This is a genomic window from Enterobacter sp. C6 (assembly GCF_008122455.1).
In the GTDB taxonomy this organism is placed as follows: domain Bacteria; phylum Pseudomonadota; class Gammaproteobacteria; order Enterobacterales; family Enterobacteriaceae; genus Enterobacter; species Enterobacter pseudoroggenkampii.
This window is the reverse complement of the sequence record NZ_QPFW01000232.1, coordinates 47,208-59,038: the sequence shown is the minus strand read 5'-3', so window position 1 is coordinate 59,038 and position 11,831 is coordinate 47,208. Positions and strand designations below refer to the sequence as shown.

The following is an 11,831-nucleotide window of genomic DNA, read 5'->3' as shown; positions in this document are numbered from 1 at the left end:
GTGCTGGTGCCGCGCGCCGTGCCTGGCCTGCTGGCGGGTCTGGCCTTCCTGTGGGTGTTCCTGTTCCTGCCGATGTGGCTGGATAACTCCCTGAAATCCGGCTGGCTTTCCGGGTTCGCCTGGACCGACTGGATGCGTGAAAACGTCATCGTCTGGCTACGCTCGCTGCGCAGCACTATTTTCAGCGTCTGGCTGGCCTATACCGTGGTGTGGATGGCTTACGGGCTGAGGCTCATCTCTTCCACGCTGCTGCAGGTAGGGCCGGAGCTTGAAGAAGCGGCGCGCAGCACCGGGGCGACGCGCGGGCAGATCACCCGCCACGTCACCATCCCGCTCTCCCGCTACGGTCTTATCGGTTCGTGGCTGCTGATGTTCCTGATCTTTGAGCGCGAATACTCAACGGGTGTGTATCTGCTTTCGCCCGGCACGGAGACCATCGGCTCGATGCTGGTTTCCCTCTGGGCCGCGGGTGCCATTGATATCGTGGCGGCGCTCTCTTTCATTAATATCCTGCTGGTCGTGGTAGGTCTGGGCATTGCCCTTCGTTTCGGAGTGAAAATACATGATTGAATTAGCGGTTGACGATCTGCACTTAACCTACGGCGACAATCCTGTTTTAAAAGGTGTCTCCATGAACCTGAAGCGCGGCGAAGTGGTCTCCCTGTTAGGCCCCTCCGGCAGCGGCAAAACCACCCTGCTGCGTGCCGTTGCGGGTCTGGAAAAACCGACGCAGGGGTCAATTGTCATTGGCAACAATAAAGTTTACGACGGCACGCCGCGCAGCGAGATCCCGGCGGAAGAGCGTAACCTGGGGCTGGTGTTCCAGTCCTATGCCCTGTGGCCGCACAAAACCGTGTTTGAGAACGTGGCCTATCCGCTCAAGCTGCGCAAAGTCCCGGCCAAAGAGATCCAGCAGCGCGTGCAGGACGTGCTGGACCAGCTTGGTCTGGGCCATCTTGGCAAACGTCACCCGCATCAGCTCTCCGGTGGGCAGCAGCAGCGCGTGGCGATTGGCCGGGCGCTGGTCTACAACCCGCCGGTGATTTTGCTGGACGAACCGCTTTCCAACCTCGACGCCAAGCTGCGCGAAGAGGCCCGCGTGTTCCTGCGCGAGCTGATTATCAAGCTCGGTTTATCCGCGCTGATGGTGACGCACGACCAAAACGAAGCGATGTCCATTTCCGACCGCATCCTGCTGCTCAACAACGGCAAAATTGAGCAACAGGGCACGCCGCAGGAGATGTACGGCTCGCCGAAAACGCTGTTTACCGCCGAGTTTATGGGCAGCAACAACCGCCTGCACGGCAAGGTCACCGAAGTGCGCGACGGCAGAGCGCGTATCGAAGGCAAAGGCTGGGTGCTGTGGGGCCAGGCGGGTGAAGGGGTGCAGAGCGGTGCTGAAGCCACGGCGGTGATCCGCGTCGAGCGCGTGGCGGTGGTCGAGGGACCAGCGGAAAATCAGCTTGAGCTGCCGCTGCTCACCAGCATGTACCTCGGCGACCGCTGGGAGTACCTGTTCCGCACGGTGGGAGATGATTTTGTGATCCGCGCGTATGGGCATGAGGTTCGGGATCCGCAGCACTGCCATCTTTCGCTGCCGGAGAAGCATGTTTGGGTGTTCCCGAAAGGGTGAGGGTGAGTGTCAGAGGAAAAGGCTGCGGGATGCGGCCTTTTTACATTAGAAATGTATTTAGTTTAACTTAACTCAAACTCAATAAAATATAACGCTTTGAATTTGATACGCTTATTTACCACCCACTTTCCCTGTCGGTACAATTTCCTTATGAATTTGTATAACAACATGAGGAAAAGAAAAATGGCTATTCCAGCTTACCTATGGCTTAAAGATGACGGCGGCGCAGACATTAAAGGCTCTGTAGACGTTCAAGATCGTGAGGGCAGCATTGAGATCACCGGATTTTCCCATAATCTCAGCATTCCAACGGACGGAATGACGGGAAAGATCACAGGAACCCGCAAGCACTCAGCTGTGCTAATTCAAAAAGAGTTTGATAGTTCATCCCCCTACCTCTATAAAGCCGTAGCCACTGGTCAGACGCTAAAATCTGCTGAGTTCAAATGGTACAAGATCAACGACGCAGGACAGGAAGCGGAATACTTCAACTTCCTGCTTGAAGGCGTAAAAGTTGTCGGCGTTTCGCCAGTGATGCACGACACCAAAGATCCGACCAAAGAGAAGCATACCCACCTTGAGTGCGTAGAACTTCGTTATGAAAAAATCACATGGAAATACTGCGATGGTAACGTGCAGTTCACCGATGCATGGAATGAGAGAGCGCAAGCGTGAGATACCCAACATTAGCGGCATCACCTCACCCGCCGTTTGATGTGTCCTCTTTCGCCCCGCCAGGCGTGAATATCGTCAGTAATATGATGATGGCTCGCTTTCATCGTGGCCCGTCAGCCCTCACCTATGCATGGTTTTATCAGCAGGTAAGAGGGCATGGACCATGGGATTACAAACAGCGCGATAGACAGTTCGAGAGTTTTGGAAACTTCCATTACGGGGCTGTTGGTCACGCTGCGGGGATTCCTGACGAAGTATTACTTAGGGGCGCAGGATGGGCGCAAAGTCGCGCAGGAACAACTGATGCGGCTTTTGGTAATTGGTATGGCTCAACGCCTTACGGCGATGATCCTAATGACCAATATTGGATAAGAGCGGGTATCGACTATGCAAAACGCACAGGTTTTTAAGAGACGGTATCTTCTTCTGATACCGTTGATTGTTATCGCCTTTGGGGTTTACAACATGCTGCACTTCTCACCACTTGAGCAAGAGATTATCAAGAAGGTGAAAGTAAACAACCAGGCTAATCTATTCATCACGGGAGCGAGTGCAGGCGCCACCACAGGCTTTTCCTACCGTTTCTATTTGTATGATGCTAACAAAGACGATAAATCATTTATTAAGAGTCTGAAGGACGATGACGAGCCTTTCATGATCACTACGGACAAAAACGCATTGAGGAAAGTCGAAAATGATGCGATCTATCTGTCAGTGAAGGGAACCATCTACACCTTTCACAACCAGGCGGCTTATAGAGTGCATGATTCAATCTACTTAGTACCTGTCTACCTCACAGCCATACCCTTCTAAGAGCATAGCCAGCTTTCACGCTGGTGTGACGCAGTGGCAACACCAGGATATTTTAAGCAGGAAGATGTAAACTGGGAGAATAAAGAGACGGCCCCCCACGGGGCGGGTTGTGAAAGTATTTCCTGTTGTCTTCGACCTTATTGCACTTAAAATGACCAGACACATTTTGGGATGGAGTCTTTAATGGATATTGCGCTGCTCAACAGGGGCTGGAACAGAACATGGTCAGATACCATGGTAAATCTGGAAGCCCGGAAACTCGTCGAAACTGCCAATCGGCTATCAGCATTCTATTTGCAAGATGGGATAACACGTATCAAGTTTGTCGAAGAGATAAGGCAGGTTGTAGAGAAAGAATTTGAAACTGCACGACGGGCCAAAACCGATGAAGAATGCATTGCATGCATCAAAAATCTGCGTGCCGAAACAGATAATCTGCAAGAACAAGAACGCTTGTTAAGAACCAGAGCCGCCCAACTTTATGCAAAGGTCGAGTTTGTCAGGGAAAACAATAAAATCGTCGGATACGTGATTTCGGCAATCCATATAGTGGTATCTGGAGCAGCATTATTTGGTGGGATGGTTATGATGTCCACTATGACCCCTGTTGGAGTTCTTGCAGGAGCAGTTTTATTTGTTGATGGTATTAACGGTATAACAAAAGAAGCAAGCCATCTTCGCTATGGTGAACAATCCAAATCGGAAGGAATTTTTGCTGATGGCGCAATGGAGACCGCACAATTTATGGGGTTTAGCCCAAAAAGTGGATTAGCTCTTTATAATACGGTGACTCTAGGGGCGAGTGTCTATAGTATCTTCGGCTTAGCAAGGAAACCCGGAGCTTGGCGATTATTCCGTTGGCTGCCGCGTGATTACTACCGAAAAGTTGACACAATGAGCAAGCCTAAGCTAACCATGAAAATCGCTGGATATGGTGTCAAAGCGAAAGTCATTTTTGATCTTCTGGCTACTGATAACAGTACTAATTAAGATTTGTTCGCTCTACAGAATCGCCAAGATTTATAAGCAAGTACAGGCGGTTGTATAAAAATTGCAACCGCTGCGCCACAAGAAAGGCCAATAGCACCAGAGAAAACACTCTGCTCAGATGCGAACATCACAAGAAAAATGAAAACAGCAAGGCAACCGGATACAACCCACACGGCAAGAATAAATCGCCTGGCCAGGTCCCTGATTGCATTCCCCAACGTTCCACCATAGCTTTCAACGTTGTTCTTTATCTTCTTCAAATCCGATGGTGTAAAGCCAGAACCCAGCAAAGCCTCATCAGTAACATCCATATTGTCCTCTCCGCATTTCTTAACTGGCAATGGCACACATAATCATAGTGATGAACTTTACAGTAATCCACATGATGTTTGTGCAATGTATCAGATTTCAGACAATAGAAGCCATAAAGCCCCGTTAGTGGTACAAGCAACAAGCGGAGCATAGCGACTGCATCAGGCCAACCTGGTTGGTTTCGCTTTGCGAAAGTCACCAGTGACCAAATCAGATTGTCAGAGGGATCACACCTTATCAGGGTGCTCGTGTACCTTTCGGAGCGTGAGCGAAGCGCTGGCAGGGCCTGCATATCGTGTGCAGGTACGTTTACCACTATACACCTGTTTACGCAGCCACAAGGCCGCACATCGGGCTTAAATGCGTATGATCAATCTGTTCGGGAGTTATGCCAGGTATGCGGCTTTTTGTTCGTTGTTTTGCTGTCGCGGTAAGAACCTGGAACCACCGCCAGCGTGACGATATGCTCCCTTGTACCACAGACCAATCACGCGACAGGTGTGGGTGTAGAACAATGGGTAGTTTAAGTTGTACCTGCTAAAGCGGGGCAACGTAACTAACTGCTAAATCATAACTTATTTATTTATCAGGAGATTGGAGCGGGCGAAGGGAATCGAACCCTCGTATAGAGCTTGGGAAGCTCTCGTTCTACCATTGAACTACGCCCGCTTTGAGGTGCGTAAGGCATTATAGACCTTACGCACCTTCATACAAGCCTCTTCACAACTAACCGGCGATTAAATAATCACTTAGCACTTCGGTTTGCTGCCAGGCGCAGGAAGATAACGCTGCGGATCGATGGCCGTCGCCTTATAGCGGATCTGGAAATGCAGCTTCACCGCATCCGTACCGGTGCTGCCCATGGTGGCAATCTTCTGCCCTGCTTTGACGTTCTGCCCGTTGTTGACCAGCATCGTGTCGTTGTGCGCATAGGCCGTGATGTAGTCTTCGCCATGCTTAATCATGATCAGGTTACCGTAGCCGCGCAGCTGGTTACCCACGTAAACCACCTTCCCGGCCCCGGAGGCATAAACCGGCGTACCGCGCGCAGCGGCGATATCAATCCCCTTGTTACCACCCTCAGAGAGTGAGTAAGGGGCGACCACTTTACCGCTGGCAGGCCAAATCCAGCAGCGCTGTCCAACCGGCGGCCATGACGATTGCGGCACCTGATAGGACGGCGTCACTTTGGCGGTTTTGCCTTTCGAAGAGGATTTTTTACCCGAGGACGTTCCGCCGCTCACCTTCAGTTGCTGCCCCACCTCGATGGTGTAGGGCGGAGAAAGATTATTCATCCGCGCCAGATCCTTCACGCTGGTCCCCGTTGCGCGCGAAATCCGGTACAGGGTGTCCCCGCGTTTGACGGTGTAGACCGAACCGGAATAGCTTCCCGTATCCGAAGATTTGCTCCCTGAACAGCCCGCCAGGAATAGCGTCAACGTCAGGCAAAAAACAGCGGTAATGGGATTTTTCGTCAGGCTTCCTGCAAACAAAACAGATCCTCGGTCAGCGTGAATGGCGCCCTATGATAACAGCCAAAACGAACAGGGGTCATGCCCTTTTCCGCTCTACGAGCCAAACCGTTCGTATAAGAATGCAGTATAATGCTTCGGCTGATGGTGCTGAACCACTCGGCATTTTGGCACTGGAGCATCAATGAGTATTCAAGAACACGTTATTTTGGTAAACGACCAGGGAATGGTGATTGGCACTCAGGAAAAATATGCCGCGCACACGTTACATACCCCGCTGCATCTGGCGTTCTCTTCCTGGCTTTTTAACGCAAAAGGCGAATGTCTGATCACCCGGCGCGCCTTAAGCAAAAAAGCCTGGCCCGGCGTCTGGACCAACTCCGTCTGCGGCCACCCGCAGTCCGGCGAAGAGATGATACAGGCGATAATCCGCCGCTGCCGCTTTGAAGTGGGCGCGGAACTGGCCGATATCACCGCCGTCGCCCCTGAATTTCGCTATCGGGAAACCGACCCGTCCGGGATCGTGGAAAACGAAATTTGCCCGGTATTCGCCGCCCGCATCACCAATGACGTGACGATAAACGAAGATGAAGTGATGGACTATCAGTGGGTTGAGCTGGACGCGCTATTCCTCGCGCTGGACGCGACGCCCTGGGCATTTAGCCCGTGGATGGTCATGGAAGCGACGACCGCCCGCGAAAAACTCAAAGCCTTCGCGGCGCAATAAAAAAGCCCCTTTCGGGGCTTTTTTTACATCTTAACGCCTTATTTCACCGGGCGCATCGCCGGGAACAGGATCACGTCACGGATGGTGTGGCTGTTGGTGAACAGCATCACCATACGGTCGATACCAATACCCAGACCCGCCGTTGGTGGCAGGCCGTGCTCCAGCGCGGTCACGTAGTCTTCGTCGAAGAACATCGCTTCGTCGTCGCCTGCCGCTTTCGCGTCAACCTGATCCTGGAAGCGCTGAGCCTGGTCTTCCGCATCGTTCAGCTCGCTAAAGCCGTTGCCGATCTCACGGCCGCCAATGAAGAATTCGAAGCGGTCAGTGATCTCCGGGTTCTGGTCATTACGACGCGCCAGCGGAGAGACTTCAGCCGGGTACTCGGTGATGAAGGTCGGCTGAATCAGGTGCGCTTCGGCCACTTCTTCGAAGATCTCGGTTACGATACGGCCCAGACCCCAGCTCTTCTCAACCTTGATACCGATGCTGTCGGCGATCGCTTTCGCAGAATCGAAGTTATCCAGATCCGCCATGTTGGTTTCAGGACGGTATTTCTTGATCGCTTCGCGCATGGTCAGTTTTTCGAACGGCTTGCCGAAGTCGAAGACTTCTTCACCGTAAGGAACCTGCGTGGTGCCCAGAATATCCTGCGCCAGGGTACGGAACAGGGATTCGGTCAGCTCGATCAGATCTTTGTAATCCGCATACGCCATATAGAGTTCCATCATGGTGAACTCTGGGTTATGACGAACGGAGATACCTTCGTTACGGAAGTTACGGTTGATCTCGAACACGCGATCAAAACCACCAACCACCAGACGCTTCAGGTACAGTTCCGGCGCGATACGCAGGTACATGTCCAGGTCCAGAGCGTTGTGATGGGTGATGAACGGACGCGCAGACGCGCCGCCAGGGATCACCTGCATCATCGGGGTTTCCACTTCCATAAAGTCGCGGTTGACCATGAACTGGCGGATACCGGCCATGATCTGGGAGCGAATTTTGAAGGTCTTGCGGGATTCATCGTTAGAGATGAGATCCAGGTAGCGCTGACGGTAGCGCGCTTCCTGATCCTGCAGGCCGTGGAATTTGTCCGGCAGCGGGCGCAGGGCTTTGGTCAGCAGACGCAGCTCGGTGCAGTGGATAGACAGTTCACCAGTTTTGGTTTTGAACAGTTTACCTTTTGCGCCCAGGATATCGCCCAGGTCCCACTTCTTGAACTGCTCGTTATAGATGCCTTCCGGCAGATCGTCACGGGAAACGTACAGCTGAATACGGCCGCCAACGTCCTGCAGGGTCACGAAGGAGGCTTTACCCATGATACGACGGGTCATCATGCGGCCTGCAACGGCCACTTCAACGTTCAGCGCTTCCAGCTCTTCGTTCTCTTTCGCGTCGAAGTCAGCGTGCAGTTGGTCTGAGGTATGGTCACGACGAAAATCGTTCGGGAACGGCACGCCCTGCTCGCGCAGCGCTGCCAGCTTCTCGCGGCGGGTTTTCAGTTCGTTGTTAAGATCGACTACCGCGTCAGCGCCCTGTGCTTGTTGTTCAGACATGTTGGTTCCTCATAACCCTGCTTTCAAACTTGCTTCGATAAATTGGTCCAGGCTGCCGTCCAGCACCGCCTGCGTGTTGCGGGTTTCAACCCCGGTACGCAGGTCTTTGATGCGGGAGTCATCAAGGACGTAAGAACGGATCTGGCTGCCCCAGCCGATGTCGGACTTGTTGTCTTCCATCGCCTGTTTCTCAGCATTTTTCTTCTGCATCTCCAGCTCATAAAGCTTCGCTTTCATCTGCTTCATGGCCTGGTCTTTGTTCTTATGCTGGGAACGGTCGTTCTGGCATTGCGTGACCAGCCCGGTTGGAATGTGGGTAATACGCACCGCCGATTCCGTACGGTTAACGTGCTGGCCGCCCGCGCCGGATGCGCGATAAACGTCGATACGCAGGTCCGCCGGGTTGATTTCGATATCGATATCTTCATCAACTTCCGGGTAAACGAACGCGGAGCTGAAGGAGGTATGACGACGGCCGCCGGAGTCGAACGGGCTCTTACGCACCAGGCGGTGAACGCCGGTTTCAGTGCGCAGCCAGCCGTAGGCATAATCACCGATGATCTTGATGGTGACGGATTTAATACCGGCCACTTCACCTTCAGACTCTTCGATAATTTCGGTTTTGAAGCCGCGCGCTTCGGCCCAGCGCAGATACATGCGCATCAGCATGCTGGCCCAGTCCTGCGCTTCGGTACCGCCAGAACCTGCCTGAATATCGAGATAGCAGTCAGCGCTGTCGTATTCGCCGGAGAACATGCGACGGAATTCAAGCTGCGCCAGCTTTTCTTCCAGCACGTCGAGTTCTGCTACGGCTTCGTTAAAGGTTTCTTCGTCGTCGGCTTCGACGGCCAGCTCCAGCAAACCGGAAACATCTTCCAGCCCCTGGGCCATTTGATCCAGCGTATCTACGATAGCTTCGAGAGAGGAACGCTCTTTACCCAGCGCCTGTGCGCGTTCAGGTTCGTTCCAGACGTCCGGCTGTTCCAGCTCGGCGTTTACTTCTTCAAGACGCTCTTTCTTGGCATCGTAGTCAAAGATACCCCCTAAGAACGTCAGAGCGCTCCGTGAGGTCCTGAATACGGTTTTTTACCGGATTAATTTCAAACATGGTCTGTTTTCTTTTATGGACTTGTCAAAATGCGGTGATAAGAGCGGGATTGTACCGAATCCACGCCCTTTTTTATAGAGATTACTGCCGCTAAATTGGCCAGATATTGTCGATGATGATCTGAAGGGTGCGGTTACCGCGAAACTCGTTGATGTCCAGTTTGTACGCCAGCTCGACCTCGCGCACGCCGTTGTCCGGCCATACCGCCGTGTCAACGTTAAAGGCAATACCGTCCAGCAGCGGGCCGCCGCCGACCGGTTCAACCATCACTTTCAGATGACGTTCACCGACGATACGCTGTTGCAGCAGGCGGAAACGCCCGTCGAACAACGGTTCCGGGAACATCTGCCCCCATGGACCAGCATCGCGGAGCATTTGCGCCACGTCCATCGTCATCTCAAGCGGTGAAAGCTCGCCATCGGACACAACTTCCCCCTGCAGCAGGGCCGGGTCGATCCAGTCGGTGACCAGTTCACCAAACAGACGCTGAAACTCGTCGAACTTCGCCTCTTCCAGCGACAGGCCCGCCGCCATCGCATGGCCGCCAAACTTGAGCATCAGGCCCGGATACAGCGTATCAAGACGCTCTAGCGCATCACGCATGTGCAGACCCTGGATTGAGCGGCCAGAGCCTTTGAGCGTGCCGTCGCCCGCGGGGGCGAACGCGATCACCGGACGGTGGAAACGCTCTTTAATGCGCGACGCCAGAATGCCGACCACGCCCTGATGCCACTCAGGATGGTACATCGCCAGGCCGCCCGGCAGCGTATCGCCGCTGCGTTCAAGTTTTTCGCACAGGGTCAGCGCTTCGGCCTGCATCCCCTGCTCAATCTCTTTGCGGGTCTGGTTCAGCGCGTCCAGCTCATTGGCCAGCACGCGCGCCTCACCGATGTTGTCGCACAGCAGCAGCGCGACGCCAACGGACATATCGTCCAGTCTTCCGGCCGCGTTCAGGCGCGGCCCAAGGGCAAAGCCCAAATCGCTTGCCGCCAGCTTGAGCGGATCGCGGTTGGCAATCTCCAGCAGCGCCTTGATCCCCGGGCGGCACTTGCCTGCCCGGATGCGGCTTAAGCCCTGCCAGGTCAAAATGCGGTTATTGGTATCAAGCGGCACCACGTCCGCGACGGTACCCAGCGCCACCAGATCGAGATATTCGGCCAGGTTCGGTACGGCAATACCGCGGGAGTCGAACCAGCCCTTGTCGCGTAACAGGGTACGTAACGCCAGCATCAGATAAAACGCCACGCCCACGCCTGCGAGGGATTTCGACGGGAAATCGCAGTCGCGCAGGTTGGGATTAATAATCGCTTCCGCATCCGGCAGCGTTTCGCCCGGCAGATGGTGATCGGTGACCAGCACCGGGATCCCCAAAGCGTGAGCATGATCGACGCCCGCATGGGAAGAGATCCCGTTATCGACGGTCATGATCATCTGTGCACCGCGGGCGTGGGCCTGATCGACCACTTCCGGGCTGAGGCCATAGCCGTCTTCAAAACGGTTCGGCACCAGATACGTGACGTTATCGCAGCCCAGCGCGCGCAGGCTGAGCACGCTCAGCGCGGTGCTGGTTGCGCCGTCGGCGTCGAAATCCCCTACCACCACAATCCGCGTTCCCTCACGAAGCGCGTTGTAGAGCATTTCAGTGGCTTTTTCGATACCGCTCAGCTGCTGCCAGGGCAGCATCCCTTTCACGCTGCGTTCAAGATCCTCAGCGCTACGCACGCCGCGGCTGGCGTAGAGACGCTTAAGCAGCGCCGGGAGATCGTCTGGCAAATCAACCGGTTCAACCGCCTCGCGGCGGCGCAATTTTATTGGGGCTTTCACGCGGATTATTTACCACCAAACTGTTTCTGGTGCGCGTCGAGGAACTCTTTCATCTCTTTCGGTCCCTGATAGCCTGGAACGACATAGCCGTTGCTCAGGACAATCGCTGGCGTACCGTTAACGCCAAACTGCACGCCAAGCGCGTAGTGGTTAGCAATATCAATGTCGCAGGAGGCCGGCTTAACGCCTTTGCCGTTCATCGCGTCGTCAAACGCTTTGTTGCGGTCTTTCGCACACCAGATGGCCTTCATGTCCTGCTCTGGCTGGCTCTGCACGCCCGCGCGCGGGAAGGCCAGGTAACGTACGGTAATACCCAGCGCGTTGTAATCTTTCATCTCTTCATGCAGCTTGTGGCAGTAGCCGCAGGTGATGTCGGTGAAGACGGTAATGACGTGTTTTTCCTGCGCCGCCTTATAGACGATCATCTCTTTTTCGAGCGCGTTCAGGTTTTTCATCAGCAGCTGGTTGGTCACGTTTACCGGCTGCGCGCCGCTCACGTCGTACATTGGCCCCTGAATAATGTGTTTGCCGTCTTCGGTGACGTACAGCACGCCGCTGCTCGTCAGCACCGTTTTCATGCCGGCAACCGGTGCAGGCTGAATATCGCTGCCGGTGACGCCAAGCTTAGCCAGCGACTGTTTGATGGCGGCGTCGTCCGCATGGGCGAAACCGGTAAATGAGGCTGCCAGCAGGGTGAACAGCGCGAAAGACTTTTTCATAA

General features: G+C 54.2%; 13 protein-coding genes and 1 tRNA gene. 7 read left to right on the top strand and 7 right to left on the bottom strand.

Going from position 1 to position 11,831, the window contains the following annotated elements:
* The 6 genes from DOU50_RS15395 to DOU50_RS15370 all read left to right on the top strand — a co-directional run.
* On the top strand, nt 1-570 hold a 570-nt coding region (locus DOU50_RS15395; protein WP_148769697.1), incomplete at its 5' end, for an ABC transporter permease subunit.
* Nucleotides 563-1,633 (top strand): ABC transporter ATP-binding protein, encoded by a 1,071-nt coding sequence (locus DOU50_RS15390; protein ID WP_148769696.1) that lies wholly within the window; start codon nt 563-565, stop codon nt 1,631-1,633. The genes DOU50_RS15395 and DOU50_RS15390, both read left to right, overlap by 8 nt.
* Before the next feature lie 183 nt (nt 1,634-1,816).
* Nucleotides 1,817-2,308: an Hcp family type VI secretion system effector gene (locus tag DOU50_RS15385; RefSeq protein ID WP_088204235.1), complete on the top strand. Its 492-nt coding sequence runs from the start codon at nt 1,817-1,819 to the stop codon at nt 2,306-2,308.
* A gap of 65 nt (nt 2,309-2,373) precedes the next feature.
* Complete coding sequence (locus tag DOU50_RS15380; RefSeq protein WP_228117537.1) at nt 2,374-2,718, top strand: polymorphic toxin type 44 domain-containing protein; 345 nt, start codon at nt 2,374-2,376, stop codon at nt 2,716-2,718.
* A complete protein-coding gene (locus DOU50_RS15375; protein ID WP_148769695.1) occupies nt 2,696-3,121 on the top strand; it encodes a hypothetical protein in 426 nt (141 codons plus the stop codon). The genes DOU50_RS15380 and DOU50_RS15375 overlap by 23 nt, the downstream gene beginning before the upstream one ends.
* 183 nt (nt 3,122-3,304) lie before the next feature.
* Entirely contained in the window at nt 3,305-4,111 is an 807-nt protein-coding gene (locus tag DOU50_RS15370; RefSeq protein ID WP_023306876.1) for a DUF4225 domain-containing protein, read from the top strand.
* Here the strand turns inward: DOU50_RS15370 and DOU50_RS15365 are convergent.
* From DOU50_RS15365 to actS, 3 genes are all read right to left on the bottom strand, one after another.
* Nucleotides 4,108-4,422, bottom strand: a complete 315-nt coding sequence (locus DOU50_RS15365) for a hypothetical protein (RefSeq protein WP_090418557.1) — start codon at nt 4,420-4,422, stop codon at nt 4,108-4,110. The two genes, DOU50_RS15370 and DOU50_RS15365, sit on opposite strands and share 4 nt — an antisense overlap.
* A 596-nt stretch (nt 4,423-5,018) precedes the next feature.
* A tRNA-Gly gene (locus DOU50_RS15360) sits at nt 5,019-5,092 on the bottom strand.
* An 80-nt stretch (nt 5,093-5,172) separates the two neighbouring features.
* Entirely contained in the window at nt 5,173-5,916 is a 744-nt protein-coding gene (gene actS, locus DOU50_RS15355) for an amidase activator ActS (protein WP_148769694.1), read from the bottom strand.
* Nucleotides 5,917-6,079: 163 nt separating this feature from the next.
* Between actS and idi the strand changes: the two genes are divergently transcribed.
* Nucleotides 6,080-6,622, top strand: coding sequence for an isopentenyl-diphosphate Delta-isomerase (gene idi, locus DOU50_RS15350; RefSeq protein ID WP_148769693.1), 543 nt, complete (start codon nt 6,080-6,082; stop codon nt 6,620-6,622).
* Nucleotides 6,623-6,660: 38 nt separating this feature from the next.
* Here idi and lysS read toward each other — a convergent pair whose 3' ends face one another.
* The 4 genes from lysS to dsbC all read right to left on the bottom strand — a co-directional run bounded on the left by lysS (nt 6,661) and on the right by dsbC (nt 11,829).
* Nucleotides 6,661-8,178, bottom strand: coding sequence for a lysine--tRNA ligase (gene lysS / locus DOU50_RS15345; RefSeq protein ID WP_024906586.1), 1,518 nt, complete (start codon nt 8,176-8,178; stop codon nt 6,661-6,663).
* Between the two features lie 9 nt (nt 8,179-8,187).
* Nucleotides 8,188-9,286, bottom strand: a protein-coding gene (gene prfB, locus DOU50_RS15340; protein WP_095908218.1) for a peptide chain release factor 2 whose coding sequence is annotated in 2 segments (ribosomal slippage) — nt 8,188-9,210 and nt 9,212-9,286 — 1,098 coding nt in all. Because the reading frame shifts where the segments join, the coding sequence is not laid out codon by codon here.
* Nucleotides 9,287-9,376: 90 nt separating this feature from the next.
* On the bottom strand, nt 9,377-11,110 hold the full coding sequence (gene recJ, locus DOU50_RS15335; protein ID WP_024906585.1) for a single-stranded-DNA-specific exonuclease RecJ: 1,734 nt from the start codon (nt 11,108-11,110) through the stop codon (nt 9,377-9,379).
* A 5-nt stretch (nt 11,111-11,115) separates the two neighbouring features.
* Nucleotides 11,116-11,829, bottom strand: a complete 714-nt coding sequence (dsbC, locus tag DOU50_RS15330) for a bifunctional protein-disulfide isomerase/oxidoreductase DsbC (RefSeq protein WP_024906584.1) — start codon at nt 11,827-11,829, stop codon at nt 11,116-11,118.
* Nucleotides 11,830-11,831 lie beyond the last annotated feature (2 nt).

Coding starts and splice junctions, on each gene's coding strand:
- DOU50_RS15375 (WP_148769695.1), top strand. CDS start 2,696: ATGCAAAACGCACAGGTTTTTAAGAGACGGTATCTTCTTCTGATACCG.
- idi (WP_148769693.1), top strand. CDS start 6,080: ATGAGTATTCAAGAACACGTTATTTTGGTAAACGACCAGGGAATGGTG.
- DOU50_RS15365 (WP_090418557.1), bottom strand. CDS start 4,422: ATGGATGTTACTGATGAGGCTTTGCTGGGTTCTGGCTTTACACCATCG.
- DOU50_RS15370 (WP_023306876.1), top strand. CDS start 3,305: ATGGATATTGCGCTGCTCAACAGGGGCTGGAACAGAACATGGTCAGAT.
- DOU50_RS15385 (WP_088204235.1), top strand. CDS start 1,817: ATGGCTATTCCAGCTTACCTATGGCTTAAAGATGACGGCGGCGCAGAC.
- dsbC (WP_024906584.1), bottom strand. CDS start 11,829: ATGAAAAAGTCTTTCGCGCTGTTCACCCTGCTGGCAGCCTCATTTACC.
- DOU50_RS15390 (WP_148769696.1), top strand. CDS start 563: ATGATTGAATTAGCGGTTGACGATCTGCACTTAACCTACGGCGACAAT.
- lysS (WP_024906586.1), bottom strand. CDS start 8,178: ATGTCTGAACAACAAGCACAGGGCGCTGACGCGGTAGTCGATCTTAAC.